The following is a 20,196-nucleotide window of genomic DNA, read 5'->3' on the forward strand; positions in this document are numbered from 1 at the left end:
AACACAGACCCCAAGCCCTACGTCTGGACCAAGACCGCGGACGAGATCCTCGAACGCCTCGCCTCATATCTGAACAGAATTCCTGACTCAGAAGATTAGGGCGTGTATCGGAAGTCTCAGGTAAGAGATGTTCGAGGGACATCTGTGGGTCAGAACGCTCGGATGGCCCTGTTCGAGACCCCCGGTTAGTCCTGCGTCGTTGGCGCGCGGATGACGTTGTTCCCATGGCTGCTTTCAATGCGGATCCCGAGGTGATGCGGTGGATCGGTGATGGCAGTGTCCGTGACGAACAGCAGACTCGCCGTGAGGTTGAGGCGATGGAGCGCGAGTGGGACAGGCCGGGCTTCGGCCTGTTCGCCATGGAGATCCGCTCGACGGGCGAACAGGCCGGGTCACCGGTCTTTCGGTTCCCGACTTCATGCCGGAGCTCTTGCCTGCGGTTGAGATTGGCTGGCTGCTGGGGCGTGCCTACTGGGGGCAGGGCCTGGCCACGGAGGCCGCTGCGGCTGCAGGCTGGGCCGGATTGGCGGCATCGTCCAGTTCGACAACGGCGCCTCTGAACGAATCGTGACGAAACTGGGGATGCATCCGGTCGGTGAGACCGTCGATCCCAGTTGTGGTCGTCGAGTGCGGGTGTTCGAACTGTCATCGGACCAGTACGTCACAACCACTCGTTGATGGCAGCAACGAGAACTGTCGCCTCATAGCGAACTGCCAGCTTGTCGTAGCGTGTGGCGACAGCACGATTCCTCTTGAGGCGGTTGATGCCGCACTCGACGGACTGGCGCTTGCGGTAGTCGTCCGGGTCGAAGCGCGGCGGTCGGCCTCCGCGGGCGGCCCGTTGTCGGCGACCGCGCAGCCGGCCGGGACGACCCAGCCCCGGTCGTCCGCGTAGGCGGCGAGGTCGTCGAGAACCAGGTGCTCGACGACCCGCAGCGGCGCCACCGCGTCAGCGCGACCGCAGGGCGCGGCCCGACGGCCGGCGCCGCAGAGTCCGCCGGTCCGCGGTGGCTTGTGGCAGGCAGGTGCGGCAGCGACAACCAACCGGTGCGGCGGCTGAAGACGGACACGCTCAGGCGCGCGCCTGGGCCGACCTGTCGGTCCGATCCCCGGACGGCGCTTCTTGCTCCGGCACATCCGTGGCACTCGGGCTTGCCCGGCGGTCGATGTCGCTGTCCGTGCCTGTTCCTCACCGGGCGGTCCACTCTTCAGTTGTGGTGGATCGAGTGCTAGCAGGTTCAACTATGGCTCCAGAAGGGTGTTTTCGGTGCCCAGCAGGGCGAGGCGGTCTGATGGTCGATGCCGGGGCTGTAAGAGTTCGCGCTGTCCACTACCTGTTACGCCTTCAAGAGGGAGCACAATGCTTCGTCGTATCGCGTTCACCCTGGCCACCGTCGCCGCCGCCGGCTTCGTCGCCACCGCTCCCGCCGTCGCCAACGACTGGGAGGGCGGCAAGGCCGAGGCCGGTTACCAGCACGTCGAGGGCCACCGCGCCAGCGCCGAGTACCTGAACCTCGGCGGCCCGTACGGCATCACGTACGCCAACGAGAACAGGGAGCACTTCGAGGCCGAGCGCGGCTACTTCGCCGCCCAGTACCTGCACGGCCGCTAGGAATCGCTAGTCGCAGGGCCCGTCCCTCGGGGGGCGGGCCCTGCGCGCGTGCCGCTTGGCGAAGAGGTGGCGGCCAGCGGGACGCCAGCGGCGACGACGAGGGACCGGGGGAGCACCTGTCCGGCAGGGCGAGTCGCGTCGGGTGCGCTCCTTTTCCCGCCCGGGACCGGATCGGTGACCTGGAACGATCCGGCCCCGGGCGAAGCGGGTTCCGGAGCGTTCGGCTCGTGATCACGGGGTTCCGGCCGCGCTTCCTTCTGGACGCGGCGTGCGGGCAGCTGAAGCGCCCGCGTACAGGCCTTGAGGCCATGCCAGATAGCTCAAATTACGCCAAATGGGTTCACATGAGGTCTTATTCCGGATTTGACCGATCCGGACGCTGTGCAGCCACGGATGACGAGTGACGGCCGGGTTGAGCGAGGAGGACCTGGTCGCCACCGCCCGGATGGATGCAAGTCCGCCGGGCGGGGAACTCGCTGCTCGCACCGATCGAAGGACACAGTTCATGCGCAAGATCGTCAAGGCTCTGACCGTTGCTGCGGCCGCCGTGCCGTTGGTTCTGGGTGCGGCCGGCCTGGCCGCTGCCGACTCCGGCCCGGTGTTCGCGGGCCAGTACCAGTCGGCCGACCGCAACGGTGCGGAGTCCGGCAGCCTGCTGAGCGGCTTCCTCGGTGGCGACCGCTCCGGCATGCGGAACGGCAATGACCGGGACTACCGCAACGACGGCAACCACGACTCGGGTCCCGTGTTCGCGAAGAGCCACAAGAAGGCCGGCCCGTGGGGCGCTTCGTCCAAGCTGGTCGCCTCCGGCTTCGACCGCGACGGCGAAGCCTTCTACATCGACAGCGACAAGATGGCCGGCCCGAATGGCGCCTCGTCCTCCCAGACCGCCGCGCGTTCCTGAGCCGGCACGGGGAACACCGGGTTGGCCGCCGCTCCAATCGGCGGCCAACCCGGTGATTGCCACCGTGACAGCTCATGAAAAACCTGTTCCCGGCGGCTCTTGAGGTGCGGAGACCTCAAGTCTGTTGAGGACGGAGGGTGATGGTGTCCGGACGCCCTCCCGGTGTCCGGACACCATCACCACTTTTCCCGGGATGGCCACCGGGATCCGCCGACAGAATCCAGGAGCTACCGGCTACCGGCTACCGAAAACCGGCTGTCGGTAGCCGGAGAGCGGAGCGCCTCTTGCCCGCCGGTGACATCTTTTGTCCGGCGGAATGGTATCGGGCTGCGTCTCGCGCGGACAGCGGCAGGGGCTGTCTCCGGCGGGTCCGGCTGTTCAGTCGATGGTGACGACGACGGAGGGCCAGCCGCTGGCTCCGTCGGGGACTGTGCCGGTGCGCTTCTCCGTCTGGACTCGGCCGCCGCGTTCGGTGGCGCGGACGGTCAGGGTGTGGCTGCCGGAGGTCGCCTTCCACGGGTAGGACCACTGCCGCCAGGTGTCGATCGTGGCTTCGGTCGCGAGGTCGGCGTCCTGCCAGGGTCCGTCGTCGACCCGTACCTGCACACGGTCGATACCGCGGTGCTGGGCCCAGGCGACCCCGGCGACCATCACCGTCCCGGCCTTGGAGCGGGACAGCGGCTTGGGTACGTCGATCCGCGACTCCGTCTTGATGGGAGCCTTGCGGGCCCAGGTGCGTTTGACCCAGTACGGGTCGTAGTCGGCGAAGGTGGTGAGCTCGATGTCCTCGATCCACTTGCAGGCCGAGACGTACCCGTACAGGCCCGGGATGATCATGCGGACGGGGAAGCCGTGGGTGAAGGGCAGCGGCTGCCCGTTCATCCCGACCGCCAGCATCGCGTCACGCCCGTCCATGGCGGCCTCCACCGGGGGGCCCAGCGTCATACCGTCGACGGAGCGAGAGACGAGCTGATCGGCGGGACCACCCTTCGAGGGAGGTCTGACACCGGCTTCGGCCAGCACGTCGGCCAGCCGTACGCCCAGCCACCGTGCGTTGCCGACGTACGGCCCGCCGACCTCGTTGGATACGCAGGTCAAGGTGATGTCCCGCTCGATCAGTTCACGCCGCAGCAGGTCCTCGAAGGTGAGGGTGACCGGGCGGGTGACACCCTTGCCGTGGATGCGCAGCCGCCAGGTGTCGGCGTCCACCTTCGGCACGACCAGCGCCGTGTCGACGCGGTAGAACGCCTTGTTCGACGTGGTGAAGCGGCTGATACCCGGAACCTTGAACTGAGTGCCGGGCGGCAGCGGAGGCGCGGGCGAAGCCGGTGCGGGCAGTCTCACCGCGTTCCGTGACTCGACCGCCGCTTGCGAGGCGTTGCCGGTGAGGTAGCGTCCGAGCGCTCCCACGCCGAGGGAGGTGACCGCCGCCGCCGAGGCGCCGATGACGAACCCGCGGCGGTCCCAGCCCGCTCCGCGATCAGGGTCCGCCGTGGTCCTGCCGGCGCGAGGTGGCTGGGTGAGCCGCCCGATGAGGTAGTAGAGCAGCGTCGCTGCCACCACGGCGCCGACCACCGAGGGGAGCGCGTCGGTGAACCCCGATGAGTCCGGCCTGGTCAGCGCGGCGGCCGCGCCGATCACCCCGAAGATCAGGACCCCTGCGGTGCCGGCCCGCCGGAACCGGAGTGCCACCACGCCCAGCACGATGGCCAACGCGGCCAGCGCGGCGAGAATCCCCAGTTGGAGGACCAGTTTGTCGTCCTCGCCGAAGTGGCGGATCGCCCAGTCCTTCACCGGCGTCGGCGTACGGTCGACCACCGCCCCGCCGACCGCTGTGAGCGGCCCGGCCTCCGGGCGGACGGCGACGGAGACCAGCTCGGCGACCGCGAGTGCCGCGAATCCCGCGAGCAGCCCGCTCAGCGCTCCGAGCGGCAGACGGACCACGAGCCGGGGAGAAGTCGTCATACCGCTGATTCGAACCCACCGCGTCTGCTTTTGCCTGACCCGTCGGGCTTCTGGGACCGGATGCCACCCGCATGCGCCATTCGACCGTGCCTGGGCGGGCCCAGCGCCTCACCGGCGCCGGACCCGCCCGCGGTGGCTGCCTGGGGTCACTACTTCGGGGGCATGAGGACCGTGTCGACGATGTTGACGGTGGCGTTGGCCGTGGGGACACTTCCGCACACGATCTTTGAGGTGCCGTTGACCGTGATGCTGTCCCCGGAACCGGCCGTGGTGAGCGTGCCGCCCTCCAGCGTCTTGAACGAGCCCTTGTACAGCTGCTGCTGTGTCAGCTTCTCGCCGACGACGTGGTAGGTCAGCACCTTGGTGAGCTGGGCCTTGTCGGCGAGGAGCTTGTCGAGATCCGCCTTCGGGATCTTCGCGAACGCTTCGTTGGACGGAGCGAACACGGTGATGTTCTTCGCGTTGTTGAGGGTGTCGACGAGTCCGGCCTTCTTGACCGCGGCCGTCAGGGTCGACAGCTCCGGGTTGTTCGACGCAGCGGTCGCCACCGGATCCTTCGCCATACCCGTCAGACTGCCGGAACCTTCCTTGGGCACCGATGCGCAGGCCGGCCCGTAGGGATCGGCTGGGGCACTCGCGGTGTCCGCGAACGCCTGCGGGGCCATCACGCCGAGCGTGACCGGCAGAATCACTGCGGAGGCACCGGAGATCACGGTGCGCGACAAACGAAGGCTCTTCACGAGATGATTCCTCCTCTGCGGTGGGCAGCAGCCCACGAGAGTCAGGTGGAGTGTGCGACGGCCAGAGGGGCCACATGGTGGTGTCTTCTCCTCAGCCGGTTCGCCGATTGCCTCTCGGACGGCTGCGAAGCCACCACGGTCACGTCTCTCATCGTTACAGAAACATGCGTCTCCCGCCTCTCCGGAGCGAAGGGCACTGCCGTCCGCGTCCTCGTGGTCCCCGTCCGGCAGCGGCTGGTCCGGTTGAGCGGGTTTCCGGGGTTCTGGTACCCATCCTTTGCCGGGGCAGCTCCGAATCATCTGTGACAGGCCGATGACCGGGGCGTCCGGTGCCCTCGTGCCGGGCGGATGTCGGTGAGCTGGGACCGGAGGGCCGCACGATGGCAGTCACACATGGACGGCACGTGCCGCGGACGCGCGTCAGGCTCGACAAGCATGTGCAGGTGGATCATCGTCTGAGCCGCGTCTATCGCGCCGGGGCCGGAATCTTCGGAGCATTCCTCATCGCGTTCGGTGTCCTTGGTCTGATGCACCGGATCGGCTTCTTCGGTACCGGAGGTGACACCGTCATCGGTCTGAACACGAACGGGGCCCTGAGCACCCTGTCCATCGTGTTCGGCGCCCTGCTCCTGGTCGGGGCGATCGTCGGCGGGAACCGCGCGTCCACCCTCAACATGATCATCGGTATCGGGTTCGTCCTCAGCGGCTTCGTGAACCTCGCCCTGCTCAGGACCGACTACAACGTTCTCGCCTTCCAGTTGCAGAACGTCATGTTCAGCTTCGTCGTCGGCGTCGTGCTGATGACCTTCGGGATGTATGGCCGGGTCAGCGGGCGCCTTCCCCACGACAACCCCTACTGGAAGGCACGTAACCCGGGCAGCTAGCCCGAACAGTTCGCGCGGTCCGGACTACGGCCTTGAGCCTGCCGGAGTGCTTCGGTGCGACCTCTTCGAGTCTGGACACGTCGGATGTGTCAGGCGAAGGAGAAGTGCGCGGCGGCTTCGGCAGGCGTGGTCGCTTGGCGACGTCCGGGGACATCGTGAACGGCGGTTGCGCCCTCGGAGCGGAGCTGATCGGCACTGGCGTCTCGGGCCATAGCCGCGGCGTAGGCGTGGACGTCTGCGGCGGTGAGGTCGGTGCGGCCTCGCTCGGTGTACTGCTGGAGGAGGTCGGTGACGTCCGGGTTGAATCGCAGCATGGTCACCGGGGTGTTGAAGCGGCTGGCGATGGCGATGAGTCGTTCGCGTGCCTGCGGGGTGACGTTCGTTGACTCGGCGACTGCGCTGCGCCCGGTCGCGAGCCTGGCGACGATCCTGCGGTCACGTTCCTCGAAGATCCGTGCGTCCGCCGCGCCGGATTCCGCTTGTGCGGGTGAGGTGCCGAAAAGCTCCGCGCGGATCTCGTCGCTTGACACCACGGCTTCCGCGTCGATCTGCCCGCTCTCGATCAGCGCCCGAACGAAACTGGTCTTGCCGGAGGCCGGCGGGCCGACGAGGACGACAAGTCCTGCCGGAATCCGGATGGCCGGCGCGAGAGCGTTGAGGTAGAGGTTGCCTGCGCAGTCGAGGGCTTCCTCCGGGGATCCGATCGGCAGGCCGCTGGGCAGGATGTTGGCCCGGTAGCTGTTGCTGCTGGCCAGATAGAGGGCGAAGCCCCCAGTGCCGGAGCCGAGGCACCGGGTCTTTTCCGGTTGTCCCGCTCTACCGGGTGTTTATGAAGTTGAGGACCCGGCGGCGGGCGGCCTTGATGGGGGTGTCCTGGTGGACGAGTTCTCGGGCGCGGGCGCCTGCCTGTGGAACATGCTGGTGGGGCCCCGAAGGAACTGCTACACCATCTGCCGGCCCTCAACGCTGTGCCGGCCCTCTGTTTCCGCTGACCCGACCAAGACCCGGAATGCCTCGGAGCCTCCCGGCAGCTACCAGCCGAATTCCATCTGAATGGGAATGCCGTCCACGATTTCGGTCTGGGCCTGTGGAGCCACGCCGATCGACACGCCGAGCTGGGTGGCGATGGGCGTATACAGGTCGGTGGAGACCTCTGGTGTGCGCAGGGAGATCAGGAGGGCGTAGCTGACGGGCAGGCCGATGCGGTCGTTGCGCCTGTTCGCCTTCCACCAGCCTCCGACGGGGTAGACGGCGAGCGTGCCGCAGTCGGCGAGTTCGGCCGCCGATCCGCGCCAGATGTCGGCGTGCAGGGAGCCGAGGTTGCGGGCTCGGGGGCCGACCAGCCACTTGCTGTTGGATTCGAATGCCCTGGGGTTGCCGAGGCCGTCGCTCTCGTGTTCGGCCTGTTCGGCCAGGCGCCTCTGGAAGGAGTCGCTGGATTCGGTGGGGCCTTTGATGGCGAAGCGGAGGCCGTGTGAGGCGTAGCTGTAGCGGCCGAGCATGCCGCGCCGGCCGGGATTGGGCTCGATCATGTAGGCGAGCGTCACCCGCAGGTCGACGGTGGTCTCGGCCAGGTCACGCAGTTGTTCCAGGGGCCACGGCAGCTCGTGCAGCTTGAGTTCGGCCAGGCGAACCTGTCCGCCCTTGACCTTGTATGGCACCAGGGTGTTCTGGATGATCATGGTGACGGCGTTCGAGGCGCTGCTGCGGATACGCTCGGCGGTGGGCATGCCCCATCCGTACCGGCGGATCACCTGTCGCATCATGTCGCCCTTGGCGAGTTTGGGGGCGCCGGTCTTCTTGAACAGGCCCTGCTCGACCATGGCCGGGGTCCACTGGGCTTCGTGCACGAGAAGGGCGCGAACCGTCTCCGGTCGCAGTCCGGGGTAGGCGCTCATCGCTGTGGCGGCGAGAGCAGCCGCCTGGGCCGTGGCAGCGCTCGTGGCGTTCGTCCAGGTCAGCTGACGCGCGGGGTCGTGGTGGGTGGTCGCCACGCTCACCAGATCGTGGGCGTCCAGGACGCTGTCGTCTGGGGCGACGAGCATGTTGCCGCCCTCCAGAACGATGTCGGGCTTGGTGATGGCCGCGTTGGTCAGCGCCACCGAGGTCCGGCTGAAGGGGGACAGTGCGCCCGGCGCCGCCAGCGCACGGTATCCCCGGAACAGGGCGGCATCGGGGACGGCGTCCATATGTGTGCACGCCCCGACGGTGAGTACGTTGTGCGCCTGGGCGGGTTCCTCGATGCGCGACAGGTCGGAGAGAAGCAGCGGATCCAGCGTGCCGTCGTCGCGGCGCATCTGGTGGGGGACGGCACCGCGGATGTTGCCGGCGCTGACGATGATCAGGCGTGACGCTTCGGGATCGGGTGCTCCGATCAGTTCGATGCGGTCGTCCCGGACGGTGACGTCCGTGCCTGCTGCCAGGGCATCCAGGGTGGCTGACCACAGGGTCGCAGTGCCGTCTACGCCGTTCTCCCCTTCCCCGGACTGTCGGGTGACGGCCATCGAGAAGACCCGTCCCGATGATGCGGGGCCTCCGTTGCCGATCTCAGCGGTCGCGACCGCGTTCGCGGTCGTTTCCGCACAGGTCCGCGGGGACACGCCGGGTGTGTGAGCGTCGTTGAGGATCTTCACGGACTCAAGACCGTGACTGAGAACGACGGGACCTTGTGATTCAAGGGCTGCGGCGAAGTCCCCGAAGAGGGCGAGCCCGGCCATCTGCGTGCCGTGCCCGATCCGGTCGGCCGGGGTACTCCCAGGAAGCACGCTGTAGGCGCGCTCGTGCAACGCGGGCTTCAGCAGGGCGTGCTCCTGGGCTATCCCTGTGTCCAGGATGCATACCGCCGGGGCCTCCGGTGCGGCCGGCTCGATGCGCGCGGCGAGATCCTTGACGAGGTCCACGCGGAACTCGCGGTCGACGGCGTAGAGGCCCTCGGCGAAGGTAGGGCTGCGGATCTCAGCAGGGCAGGCGTTCGTGGCCAACAGGAACGCCAGCTCGTTACCGGTCGTCGCGACGTGCGCCACCAGGCGTTCCCCGACATGGATCGCCCGTTCACTGACCCGCCAGCGACGCTCTTCGGCCAGAGAACGCAAGGTGGCAACCGCCGCCGGCGAGATCCGCGGATCGAACCACAACTCCCACCACCGCTCCTCGTCCAGCGGCGGCAGATCCTGCCGCTCCTGCCAGAGATGCTCCAGCAGAGCCCGCTGGACCTGTTCCATATTGGCCACCAGCACGGCCTGCTTGGGGTTGCCGCCGGGGGTGTCATCCGTGAAGTCGGCGATCCGCTGGGTGAACGAAGCGACTTTGTCGAACGGGATCCAGACCAGCGCGTCCTGCTGACTGCTCTCGGTCTGCGGGTGGCTGCTCATGAGTGTCAGGCCGGATGCGTCCAGGCGCTCCAGGCTCAGCGGATGGTCACGAGCCGCCTCGATACGCACCGCGAAACCGTCAGGCTGGCGGTCCTCGGCCGTCTGCTGCATGGACTGGGTTGCCTCACGGCGGGCCTTCTCCAGCCCATCCACCAAAGCATCGGCGTGCCCCTGCCGGTCCGTGTGCTGGACCAGGGAGGGGCCGTTTCCGCCAGCAGGCTCGGAGCGCGGCGTGAGGGTGGTGGCCTCCCAGGGCACGATCAGGTGCGGACTGAATCGTGCGGAAGAGTCGGGCTCAGGCATGGTGGGAGGCGTGTCGCTCATTCAGGGCCTCCAGGAGCAGCTGCTCGTCCACCACGTCCCGGTCAGCCAGGATGGCTCGTTTGGCCGCTGCTTCCGCCGCTTTGACCAGCTCGGCGTGACTCAGGCCCGATGCACGTTCTGTCACGAGGCCCCACCGTAGTGTGCTGGTGTCCATTCCGGCTAGGCGCCGCTGCACCACCTGTACAGCTTCCTCCCCGGTGGGAGGGCCGTAGGTGGCGATCATGTCGAAGCGGCGGAACAGAGCTTGGTCCAGAAGCTGGTGGTGGTTGGTACCGGCCACCACGAGACTCTCGGAGGGTGCCTCATCGAGAAACAGCAGGAATGAGTTGAGGATCCTGCGGGCTTCGCCGACGTCGTTGCCTGCTGCCCGTTCGGCTCCCAGAGCGTCGAATTCATCGAACAGGTAGACCGCACGGGTCTGAGCCACGGCGTCGAAGACCAGACGCAGCTTGGCGGCTGTCTCGCCCATGAACCGGCTGATCAGACCGTCCAGGCGAATGGTGAACAGGGGCAGTTTCAGCTCTCCGGCCAGGGCCGCTGCCGTCATGCTCTTGCCCGTCCCGGGAGGCCCGGACAGCAGAATGCGGTGCACCGGGGTAAAGCCGAAACGCTCAAGCCGTGCACGCTGTCGCTGTTCGTGCAGTACACGATCCAGCGAGGCCCGCAGTCCGGCGTCCAGGGTCATGTCGTCGAGCTGGGTGTCCGGATAGCCTGCCGTCAGGAGACTGGTCAGCTCACCGCGGGGCTGCACCACCGGGGTAGGGCCACGCTGGGTGTCCTGCTTCCCCTGCCGCTGCTGGGCGGCCTCGACCAGCTCACGCAGCTCTACGGCGAACTTTCCCTGCCCCTGGCGGGCGGACTTCGCCGCCACCTGCAGCGCGACGCTGTAGAAGAGGTCGTCATTGGCTTCGGAGTGCGCCCGCACAAGAGCTTTCAGGTGATCGGCGTTCGCCGCCATACGCCTGTCACCCTCCGATGTGGACTGCCTATAAGAAGAGGTCTACCCAAATCAGCGGGCCCCTGCGCCTGCATCGTACGGCCCTGAGCACCAGGCTGCTGCCCGGATCCTCTGCTGACTGAGATGTCCGAATGAGTGAATCGCAGCGCGAGAATACCGAACGGTCAGCTGGCGTGGGACCCCTCTCACCCAGGCCAGCAGTAGGGCAGTCTGCCGGTGATGTCCGAACCATGTGTCCTGTTCGGGACCGAGCGCAGGAAACCTACGCACCCAGCGTTTCAGCGCGCCACGGGCTCGCACCGGGCCCCTGAGCCCTGCACAGCGGTACACACGGGACTCGCGGCGAGGCGGTGTCAGGGGTGCTTGGGCTCCTTCCCGGCCCCCTTGCCGTCCTTCCCCGGTCCGCCCTTCGGGTGGGGCGGGTGCCCGGGAGACGCGGGCTTCGCCGACGGGATGGGCGAGGACTCTGCGGGCGTCGCAGTGGGGGTGAGAGTGGGAGTCGGTGCGGTGGCCGATGTCGTGGGCCGGGGCGTGGGCTCGTGGTGGCGCGAGCCAACCGCCGGAGGACTGGCCTCCACCGTCTTCGCACCCATCACGGCCGCCCTCGCCGACTACTTCAGCTGGCGCACGACATACGCGATCCTGGCCGCGATCCTCGCTCTGATCACCGTCCCCGCCCACGCACTCGCCCTACGCGCCCCATGGCCACCGCCACCAGAACCACCCACCCACGCCACCTCCTCGAACAAGCAGGACACGGTCGCCCTGTCACGCTCCTTTCTTCTACTCGCCGCTGCCTTCGCCCTCTCCGGATTCGCGGTCTACGCGGTCGTCATCGGGCTCGTCCCACTCCTGACCGAACGCGGCGCAAGCTCCACAACGGCCGCATGGGCCTTGGGACGTGGTGGTGCAGGCCAGACCCTGGGCCGCACCTTGTAGGCACGTCTCGCCAGGCACACCACGGCCACCACCCGCACAGTGCTCCTCATCGCTGCGGGCGGTGCGACCACCCTCGCCCTGGGCCTGGCTCCCGGACCCATTCCCCTCCTCGTGGTTCGGGTCGTCGCCGCCGGCAGGGTTCGCGGCAACCTCACGCTCCTCCAAGCCACCGCCGTCACCGATCGCTGGGGCGTCACCCGCTACGGCTCTCTCCGGCCTACTGGCTGCACCTGCGACCGTCGCCGCAGCCATCGCGCCCTGGGCGGGTGCGAGCCTCGCCGAGATCTTGGGCGGCTACCCGCACATGTCCACCGTGCTCTCCGTCGCGTCCCTTGCGGCTGCGAGCCTGGCTGCCGCCGCCTCCGCAAGCGCCTTGCGTTTGTCCCTGACGTGCGGACGGTCGCACCAGCGGCGTGCGTCAGTTTCGCGCCCGTAGCGCCCACAGCGCCCGTAACGCACAAAGGCAAATGGTCCGGTTTTTCCCATGCGGGCCGCTGAACTGCGGCAACTTCCACAGGTTTTTTGTTCCACGTGTTTCGTGATGACGCATCACGTGGAGTGCGTGGCGATCCTTGAACCTGCCACAAAGGGTGCCTGACCTGCGGTTTTCCCAGGAGCGCAGAGCAAGCAGTCTGCGGCGGCCTTCGTCGGGAATGGTGTACGGCGGGCTCGACGCTCATCTGACGCTCGTTCTTATGGTGCGTCAGGTGAGCCTCGCAACCACGGCGCAGTAGGGGGCGGTCTCGGTGCGGCCGGGCCGTGCCGGTCGCGCGGCGGGCCGGCCGAAAAGGGCTGACGTGGTTGTGCCTTCCTCGCTGCGAGGGGTCAGTGCCCCGCCGTGTCGAGGAGAAGAGGAGTACCGCAGGCGGAGCGCGCGCTCCATGCTCGCCAGAACGGCCCCGCCCCCGAGTGCGAGGTTCAGCCAGATCGGCAGATGTATCGGCGATTCGAACGTTCCGACCCGCTGCGCGACGGGAGGAATCTGAGAGACGGGTTTAGCGAGCTGCGACAGGTTCAGGCCCACACCGATGACAAGCAGCAACACCGATCCGATGCCGATCGCCCTGCTGAGTCCCGGATGGCGGGTGCCGAAACGCGCCCGCCGTCCCTCCGCCGAGGCCGGGTCGGACGTGAGCTGCTGCGGCTGTCCGCCCAAGGGGCGGTAGTGGCAGCGCCTGATGCCGTAGTTGCTCATCGCCACCTCGATGACACCCCCGTCGACTGGGAAGGCCGCAGGCAGTCTCGACTCGGCCACGTGCCTGCCGTCCAGGAACAGATGCGCCCGGATCCTGCTGTTGTCCAGGCGCGCCCAGTGCCGTACGTCGACGGCGTACAGGCGGGCGTGCCCGCCGGCACCGGGCAGCCGTAGCCAGAACAGGGAGCGCAGAGGAAGCTGCCACCGGCGGAACCGCTGCAGTTCCCTGCCGTCACCCGGCTTGAGGCGCTTGGGCGCCGCCCACTGCTTCCAGGCCATGCTCCGCCCCTCCTACGCACATCAGCCGCACCACCAGTAGTACAGCGTGTTAGGTAAACGCTAGCACGCTGTACTAGTACGGCGTGCTAGTACAGTAGGGAGGCTGGGAGAAGCGAAGGGGAGCAGGCATGGAAACACGCGAGAAGATCCTCCAGGCCGCCGCGGAGATGATCGCCGAGGACATGACGGCGAAGCTGAGCGTGCGAGCGGTCGCCGCGCGTGCGGGAGTGAGCACCGGCTCGCTGAGGTTCCACTTCCCCACCCAGCGCGCCCTGCAGGACAGCTTGCTCGCGCGGATCTACGAACACCTCTTGCCCGGCGACCCGATCGGGGACCGGACGCTGCCGCCCCGCGACCGGCTGCTGAACTGCCTGCGGCAGGTTCTCGCACCGCTCGGCACCAACGAGGACGCGCGAACCGCGTGGGGCACGATGTATCGGGCCTTCATCGAACCCGAGCCGACCGAACCAGTACGCGCTGCGTACCTCGGCCATGAACGGGAGGCGGAGCGCCGGGTCGAACACTGGCTGACCGTGCTCGCCGAGGAAGGCGCACTGCCTCCGGGAGACCACACCCGCGACGTCAGGTTCCTTCTCACCGTCCTCAACGGACTCTCGGTCCAACGTGCCCTGCCCGCAGGCGAATCCGTCCTCATCTCCGAGACCGAGACCCTCAACGCCGCCGTCGACCACGTCCTCTCCGCCGGCCCCGCACCATCCGCCGGACCGACTCGGCCGTGAACCGAACCAACCACCCCTCTGCGCCGGTTCCATCTGGCGGGTAGGGGCGCGAGCTCTCTCGTCACCGTCCTCGGTACGGTCCTCGGCCCCAGTGGGATGGACGCCTACGCGGACTCGCTCCGTGAGAAGCCGCAGCCGAACGGTGACGGCCTCCGGGGAAGTTCAGTCCGCGCGGCAGAACGTGTCCTTCCCGGGCATCTCGTCCTCGACGAGGTAGCGCGTGGCGGTGTTCAGCGCGCAGGAGTTCTTGCCCAGGACGTACACGCCGTGACCGCTGTCGTCGACAGTGACCAGCCGCGCCCGGTCGCCGAACTTCTCGCGCATCATCTTCCCGCCCCGGTGCGGGGTCGACGCGTCCCGTCGGTTCTGCAGGAGCAGCACGCTGCGCGGACCCTCGGCGTCGATCTTCACCGGCGGTTCGGCGGGGGTGTACGGCCAGAAGGCGCACGGTGTGATGTTGGCGGTGGCGGCGCCGAACAGCGGGTAGCGTTCGCGGTCCTCGGCGACGCCCCGCCGGTAGGTGTTGACGTCCTCGGGCCACTCGACGTCGTTGCAGGTGACGGAGAGGAACACGGTCAGGGCGTTGTCGTTCGGCGACAACGCCCCGTCCGCCGATCCCTTGGGGACGGCAGCCAGGCCGCGGGCCGCCGCCTCGTCGCCTTCGAGCAGAGCCTGCCAGGTCTGCGCCAGCTTCGGGTACTGCGACTGCTTGAACAGGTGGCCGAACGTCAGGAGCCGGAAGAGGCTGCCGTCGATCCCCGCGACCGGAGTGTCGTCGAGTGTGCCGGCGATGGTGAGGTAGGACGCCCGCACCTGTTCGAGGGTGCGGCCCAGTCCGTAGCTGTCGTGCCGACGGGCGGCCCACTTCGCGAAGTCCGGCAGGGTCTGTTCCATGCCGAGCGCGTAGCGGCGCAGGCCGTCGCGATCGAGGTGGGTGTCTCCGATGTTGCTGTCGAGCACGATCCGGTCGGCGCGCTCGGGGAACATCGACGCGTAGGCGGCGCCGAGTGCCGTGCCGTAGGAGTAACCCAGGTAACTGGTCTTCTCCTCGTCGAGCGCGGCCCGGATCCGGTCCAGGTCGCGGGCGGTGTTCGCCGTGGTGAGGTGGCGCAGCATGCCGTTGTCGTTGTCCGCGCACTGCCCGGCCGTCTGCTCGGCGATCTCCGCCTGTGCGGTGACCGCGGCGTCGTCGACCGCGTAGGGCGGGATGTTGGAGTAGTAGGGGCTGCCCGTGGTGAAGCCGCAACTGACCGGTGTGGAACGGCCGATGCCGCGGGTGTCCATGCCGATCAGGTCGTAGCGGTCGGTGACGCTGCTGGGCAGGCCCTGGGCCACCAGCAGCGCCGACAGCGCCAGCCCGGACCCGCCGGGGCCGCCCGGGTTGAGCATGAGGAGGCCGCGCCGCTTGTCCGGGTCGGCGGCGGCCAGCCGGGAGACGGTGAGGTCGATCTGCGTGCCCTGCGTGCCCTGCGGGTCGGCGTAGTCCAGCGGGACGGGTACGGTGGCGCACCGCAGCTCGGTCGGAGCGGCTTCGGCCACGACGTCGTCGGGGCACTGGCCCCACTCCACCTGCGGCGTTCTGGACTCATCGGCGGCGGCGGGCACGGCGGCCAGCGAGCCGCCCAGGCTGAGTACCACCAAGAGGGCCAGGCTCTGACCTGCACTGCCTTGTCGTTTCATGTCCAGTCTCCGCATACCGGTTCGTGGTCGTGGTCGCGACCATTCCACTCCGTGCCCTTGGGGCAGGGTCAACAAGGGCCGACGTGGAACCGGCCGGTGGTTGACCGTGCCCCGGGGGCACGGTCTTGAATGGGCGTCGGGGAGAACGCTGGAGGAGGGGCTTCTGGTGGCGTGGAGTACGCGTCAGCTGGCGGAACTCGCGGGCACGACGACCAAGACCGTGCGGCACTACCACGAGATCGGCTTGCTGGAAGAGCCGGAACGGGCGTCCAACGGCTACAAACGGTACGAGGTCGGCCATCTGGTCCGCCTGCTGCGCATCCGCAGACTGACCGACCTCGGCGTGGCCCTCGCGGACGTCCCCTCGATCGAGAGCGGCGACGAGGAGGCGCGGCAGATCCTCCGGGACCTGGACGCCGAACTCGCGGCGGACATCGAACGCCGACAGCGGATGCGGCGGGAACTGGCGGCCATCCTGGAGAACCGGGCCGCGCTCGACATGCCCCAGGACTTCCAGACGCTCGCCGACGACCTGCCCGAGACCCAGCGGTCCCTGCTCATGGCCTACTCCAGCATCCTCACACCCGTGGCGATGGCAGCCCTCCAAGAACTGCTCGCGGGACCTCGCGGGGATCTCGAAGCGGAATTCGCGGCACTCGACGAGGACGCCCCCGACGAAGTGCGGCAGCGGCTGGCGGAACGAATGGCGCCCGATGTCCGCCAACAGCACAGGGACCATCCCGGCCTGGCCGACCTGGGTTCGTCCTCGCACCGGGAGGCGGCGGTCGCCGAGTCGGTCGTCGTGCGCGCGCTGGTCGAGTACTACAACCGCGCCCATCTCGACGTGCTGCGACGCGTCCACGCGATCCTCTTCGAGGACGACACCACGGAGAGACCGACGAGACACCTGAGCGATGGAGTCGAGGCGCGGACACCTTCCTCAACGGCACAGGGGTCTCGCGCATTGTGGCCTGCGTCGCCGTCATCCCATCAGGGCGGCCCTTCTGATGGGATGACGGCGGTGAGAGGTAGAGCATGATCTACCAGGTGATGACGGAGACGGATACGGGCGTGGGCATCGATGGTGTCGGTGTGTGGGACGAGCGGCTGGGTTGGGCGTACGGGCTGATAGCGAGCGATCCTGCTGTACGTGCTGCGGCGCTCGTCCGTCTGGCTGACGCCGAGAGGAACACCCGGGATGCCTTGGACCGGTACAACAGGACGTGGCGACGGAGGTATTCGCTGAGGCGGAAGGCGGCGAACAGGAACTACGAGGAGATCCGCGAGCATGCGCTGCCCGACGATGTCGGGACCGGCCGGCCGGTCCCGACATCGTCGGGTGGCCGGGTATCCCCTACGCACTGCTCTTCCTGGAGTGGGAGGCGAGATATCCGCAGGAGTGGACACGGCATGCCAAGGCATGGGGAACGAAACAGAGCCTCATCCGAGACGTGGCTGTCGCTCACCACGATGAGACGGTCAGGACCAAGCTCGCCGACCTGATCGAGATCGTCGTCCAGCGGCCCTACCGGTGCAAGGACCGCGAGTACGTGCGCGCGGCCAGGGCTGTGGACGGTGACGACCTGCGCGCCAGGCTGGAAACAGCCGCCCGTTCGGACAATCCATGGGCACAGCGCCATGCCGGGTACATTCTCTGGCTCCTGGACCGCCCCGAGGTGCCGAATACGCGTCATGTCCGGCGGGCCTGGTTGGCGGCGGCTTCCAGGGGGTGAGCCCTGGTTGGCGCCGGCCGGGGGCGGGTCGGATCTCGCCTGCGCTGCCCGGCCGTGCCCACAACGCTGTTGGTCACGCGTTGGTCATGTGCCCGTTCATCGGGTCGGCTTCTGCGGGCTGTCGCGTCTGAGTGCTTCCAGTCGGGGGCGGGGCCCAGCATCAAGGAGGCTGGGTGGGCGGGGGACCCGCAGGCACGCTGGGCCGCCGCAGGAGCGTACCGCCGTCCGACGTCGTTCGTGGAACCGTGCGCAGTGCGGATACGGAAGCTAGAACGGAAACCGCCGCCAGCGCTCCGAACAGTTGTGGGTAGCCGCCCAGTGGTATCGCAAGTGCGGCCCCGGCGAAGGGCGCGAGAGCGGAGGCGGTGGTGGTCGGTGCCGCGAGGAGGCCGGACAGGCGGCCGTAGTGGTTGGTGCCCCATCGGTCGGTGATCGCGGTGGCCTGGAGCAGGGTGAGGTTGCCGCGGACCATCCCGGCGATTGCCGAGAGAGCGATCACAAGGGCGTACGGGCCGGGGGCGAGCGCGAGTGCCGCGGTGGTGAGGCCGCCGAGTGCGATCAGTGTGGTTGTGCGGGCGGTGACTTCGGTGCGGCGGGCGATGGCCGCGTACAGGGTGCGTCCCAGGGTCTGCCCGGCGCCGCCCAGACCGAGCGCCCATGCTGCCTCGCTGGTGGAGTAGCCGCGTTCCAGCAGGAGAGGAACAAGGGCGACGACCGCGGCCGAGACGGTGAACGCGGAGAGCGTGAGTGCCACCGCGAGCATACGGAAGGGGCGGCTGCGGGCCGCTGTCTTAGCGGACTGGCCGGCGTGGGCCGTCGAGGGCGATGGCGCTGAAGGCCAGGGGGCTCCGAGTGCCAGTGCGTGGGCGGGAATCGTGACGGCCGCGAGGACGGCGGCGAGCACCGTGTAGGTCATGCGCCATGACAGGTGGTCGGCCAGCGCTGCGGTGAGAGGTGCGAAGAAGGTCGACGCCAGTCCGCCCGCGAGTGTCACGACGGTCAGCGCTCGCACGTGGTCGGGGGCCCACCAGCGGGTGATGGCGGCGAACGCGGGCTGGTAGAAGGTGGCCGCCATGGCGAAGCCCGCCAGCACCCAACCGGTGAAGAACAGCGGCAGGTTCGGGGCGGCGGCGACGATGAGGATGCTCAGCACGCCGAGGACGGAGCCGGCCGTCATGACGGTGCGGGGACCGCGGTGATCGATGATCCGGCCCACGCGGATTCCGGCGAACGCGGAGACGAGCAGAGCAAGGGAGAACGCGGCCGTGGTCGCCCCGGCCGACCAGCCGGTGTCCTCGGTGATCTGCGGGTTGAGGACGGGAAAGGCGTAGAAGACGATGCCCCAGCTGGTGATCTGCGTCGCACACAGGGCTGGGAGCACGGCGCGGGGCCGCGACCGGTCCCCTGTTCCGGTCGCGGCCCCGCGGGCGTCGGTCTCGGTCACGCGCAGCAGCCACCGGCCGGCGTGGGCTCCTCGGCGGCCGCGGTTCCGGCGGGCGCGGCAGCACCGATCCGGACCACGGAAGGCTCAGGGGCGCAGCAGCCTCCGCCGTCCGTCTCTGTCGTGGCAGGGGCGTCGAAGAGTCCGGCGCCGCCGCAGACTCCGGTCTCGGGGAGGGTGAGTTCGACGCGGTCGGCGGACTCGGTGTCACCCGCGAGAGCGGCGGTCACGGAGCGGACCTGCTCGTAGCCGGTCATGGCGAGGAAGGTGGGGGCGCGGCCGTAGGACTTCATACCGACGAGGTACACCCCCTGCTCGAGGTGGGACAGCTCGCGATGGCCGTGCGGGTAGACGGTGCCGCAGGAGTGCTGATTCGGGTCGATGAGCGGGGCCAGCTCGGTGGGCGCCTGAAGGCGCTCGTCCAGGCCGAGGCGGAGCTCGGACAGGAAGGAAAGGTCGGGGCGCAGGCCGGTCAGGACGATGACCTCGTCCACCGGGTCGAGGCGGCGCCCGTCCTCGGCCACCAGGATCAGACGGTTGTCGTCACCGCGTTCGACTGCCTTCGTGCGGAAACCGGTGATGGCGTCGGCGTGCCCGGCGTCGACGGCGGCCTTCGCCGCCAGGCCCAGGGCACCGCGGGCGGGGAGCTGGTCGGAGGTGCCCCCGCCGAAGGTGGAGCCGCTGATCCCGCGCCGCAGGATCCAGACGGAGTGTGTGCCGGGCTCGTCCTCGGCGACGTCGGCGAGCGAGGCGAGCGCGGTGAACGCGGAGGCGCCGGAGCCGATGACGGCGGTGCGCTTGCCGGCGTACCGGGCGCGCACGGCGGGGTCCTTGAGGTCGGGGATGCGGTAGGAGATGCGGGCCGAGGCGGCGTGCTCTCCGAGGGCGGGAAGTCCGTCGGCGCCGATGGGGCTGGGCGTGGACCAGGTGCCGGAGGCGTCGATCACCGCCCGGGCGAGGATGCGCGCCTCTGTGCCGTCCGTGCTCCTGGTGCGGACGGTGAAGGGCTGCTGCTCACGGTCCGCGTCGACGATGCGGTCGCGGCCGAGGCGGGAGACCCCGGTGACGCTGGTGCCGTAGCGGACCTTGTCACCGAGGACGTCGGCGAGCGGCTGGAGGTACTGCTCGGCCCAGTCCGCGCCGGAGGGGTAGGTGGTGCCGTCGGGCGCGGTCCAGCCGGTCGGGGACAGGAGCTTCTCGGCGGCCGGGTCCACGAGCTCGGACCACGTCGAGAACAGCCGTACGTGCCCCCAGTCGCGCACCGCACGGCCCGCTGCGGGGCCGGCCTCCAGGACCAGGAATTCCATGCCGCGTCCGGTGAGGTGGGCGGCGGCAGCAAGGCCGGCGGGGCCGGCTCCGATCACCACGGTGGGCAGGGCGGTGGTGGGCGCGTTCACGGTGACTCCCCAGATTGTTTCGACGTCCGTCGAT

Annotated in this window: 15 protein-coding genes and 2 pseudogenes; 8 read left to right on the plus strand and 9 right to left on the minus strand. The window is 68.7% G+C overall.

Annotated elements, in window-relative coordinates:
• Positions 1-224: 224 nt before the first annotated feature.
• From ACIRJT_RS17265 to ACIRJT_RS17275, 3 genes and pseudogenes are all read left to right on the plus strand, one after another.
• Positions 225-678, plus strand: a pseudogene (locus ACIRJT_RS17265) (GNAT family N-acetyltransferase).
• 682 nt (positions 679-1,360) lie between these two features.
• Positions 1,361-1,612, plus strand: coding sequence for a hypothetical protein (locus ACIRJT_RS17270; RefSeq protein ID WP_097968112.1), 252 nt, complete (start codon positions 1,361-1,363; stop codon positions 1,610-1,612).
• A 505-nt stretch (positions 1,613-2,117) separates the two neighbouring features.
• Positions 2,118-2,516, plus strand: coding sequence for a hypothetical protein (locus ACIRJT_RS17275; RefSeq protein WP_329355432.1), 399 nt, complete (start codon positions 2,118-2,120; stop codon positions 2,514-2,516).
• A 378-nt stretch (positions 2,517-2,894) separates the two neighbouring features.
• Here the strand turns inward: ACIRJT_RS17275 and ACIRJT_RS17280 are convergent, their stop codons facing one another.
• Positions 2,895-4,481, minus strand: a complete 1,587-nt coding sequence (locus ACIRJT_RS17280) for a molybdopterin-dependent oxidoreductase (RefSeq protein WP_403909934.1) — start codon at positions 4,479-4,481, stop codon at positions 2,895-2,897.
• Positions 4,482-4,630: 149 nt separating this feature from the next.
• On the minus strand, positions 4,631-5,221 hold the full coding sequence (locus ACIRJT_RS17285) for a fasciclin domain-containing protein (protein WP_371626363.1): 591 nt from the start codon (positions 5,219-5,221) through the stop codon (positions 4,631-4,633).
• A gap of 380 nt (positions 5,222-5,601) precedes the next feature.
• Between ACIRJT_RS17285 and ACIRJT_RS17290 the strand changes: the two genes are divergently transcribed.
• Positions 5,602-6,105: a DUF4383 domain-containing protein gene (locus ACIRJT_RS17290; RefSeq protein ID WP_403909937.1), complete on the plus strand. Its 504-nt coding sequence runs from the start codon at positions 5,602-5,604 to the stop codon at positions 6,103-6,105.
• A gap of 89 nt (positions 6,106-6,194) precedes the next feature.
• Here ACIRJT_RS17290 and ACIRJT_RS17295 read toward each other — a convergent pair whose 3' ends face one another.
• From ACIRJT_RS17295 to ACIRJT_RS17305, 3 genes are all read right to left on the minus strand, one after another.
• Positions 6,195-6,743 carry an AAA family ATPase gene (locus tag ACIRJT_RS17295; protein ID WP_403910583.1) on the minus strand — a complete coding sequence of 183 codons (549 nt, stop codon included), beginning with the start codon at positions 6,741-6,743 and terminating at the stop codon, positions 6,195-6,197.
• A gap of 393 nt (positions 6,744-7,136) precedes the next feature.
• Positions 7,137-9,800 (minus strand): S8 family peptidase, encoded by a 2,664-nt coding sequence (locus ACIRJT_RS17300; RefSeq protein WP_403909940.1) that lies wholly within the window; start codon positions 9,798-9,800, stop codon positions 7,137-7,139.
• Positions 9,772-10,758, minus strand: a complete 987-nt coding sequence (locus ACIRJT_RS17305) for an AAA family ATPase (protein WP_403909943.1) — start codon at positions 10,756-10,758, stop codon at positions 9,772-9,774. Before ACIRJT_RS17305 ends, ACIRJT_RS17300 begins: the two co-directional genes overlap by 29 nt.
• A 558-nt stretch (positions 10,759-11,316) precedes the next feature.
• On the opposite strand from ACIRJT_RS17305, the pseudogene ACIRJT_RS17310 reads away from it, so the two are divergent.
• Positions 11,317-12,133: pseudogene (locus ACIRJT_RS17310) on the plus strand (MFS transporter); the annotation flags it as partial.
• Between the two features lie 267 nt (positions 12,134-12,400).
• Here ACIRJT_RS17310 and ACIRJT_RS17315 read toward each other — a convergent pair.
• Positions 12,401-13,171, minus strand: coding sequence for a hypothetical protein (locus ACIRJT_RS17315; protein WP_403909946.1), 771 nt, complete (start codon positions 13,169-13,171; stop codon positions 12,401-12,403).
• Positions 13,172-13,299: 128 nt separating this feature from the next.
• Between ACIRJT_RS17315 and ACIRJT_RS17320 the strand changes: the two genes are divergently transcribed.
• Positions 13,300-13,911, plus strand: a complete 612-nt coding sequence (locus tag ACIRJT_RS17320; RefSeq protein WP_403909949.1) for a TetR/AcrR family transcriptional regulator — start codon at positions 13,300-13,302, stop codon at positions 13,909-13,911.
• A gap of 162 nt (positions 13,912-14,073) precedes the next feature.
• On the opposite strand, the gene ACIRJT_RS17325 is transcribed toward ACIRJT_RS17320, so the two are convergent.
• Positions 14,074-15,591, minus strand: a complete 1,518-nt coding sequence (locus tag ACIRJT_RS17325) for an alpha/beta hydrolase (RefSeq protein ID WP_403909952.1) — start codon at positions 15,589-15,591, stop codon at positions 14,074-14,076.
• A gap of 166 nt (positions 15,592-15,757) precedes the next feature.
• Between ACIRJT_RS17325 and ACIRJT_RS17330 the strand changes: the two genes are divergently transcribed.
• Entirely contained in the window at positions 15,758-16,630 is an 873-nt protein-coding gene (locus ACIRJT_RS17330) for a MerR family transcriptional regulator (protein ID WP_403909955.1), read from the plus strand.
• 184 nt (positions 16,631-16,814) lie between these two features.
• Positions 16,815-17,324 (plus strand): hypothetical protein, encoded by a 510-nt coding sequence (locus ACIRJT_RS17335; RefSeq protein ID WP_403909957.1) that lies wholly within the window; start codon positions 16,815-16,817, stop codon positions 17,322-17,324.
• 160 nt (positions 17,325-17,484) lie between these two features.
• Here ACIRJT_RS17335 and ACIRJT_RS17340 read toward each other — a convergent pair whose 3' ends face one another.
• Positions 17,485-18,768: an MFS transporter gene (locus tag ACIRJT_RS17340; protein ID WP_403909960.1), complete on the minus strand. Its 1,284-nt coding sequence runs from the start codon at positions 18,766-18,768 to the stop codon at positions 17,485-17,487.
• Positions 18,765-20,162: an NAD(P)-binding domain-containing protein gene (locus ACIRJT_RS17345; RefSeq protein WP_403909963.1), complete on the minus strand. Its 1,398-nt coding sequence runs from the start codon at positions 20,160-20,162 to the stop codon at positions 18,765-18,767. Before ACIRJT_RS17345 ends, ACIRJT_RS17340 begins: the two co-directional genes overlap by 4 nt.
• Positions 20,163-20,196 lie beyond the last annotated feature (34 nt).

It is taken from the genome of Streptomyces sp. NPDC102283, from assembly GCF_044766265.1.
Classification (GTDB): domain Bacteria; phylum Actinomycetota; class Actinomycetes; order Streptomycetales; family Streptomycetaceae; genus Streptomyces.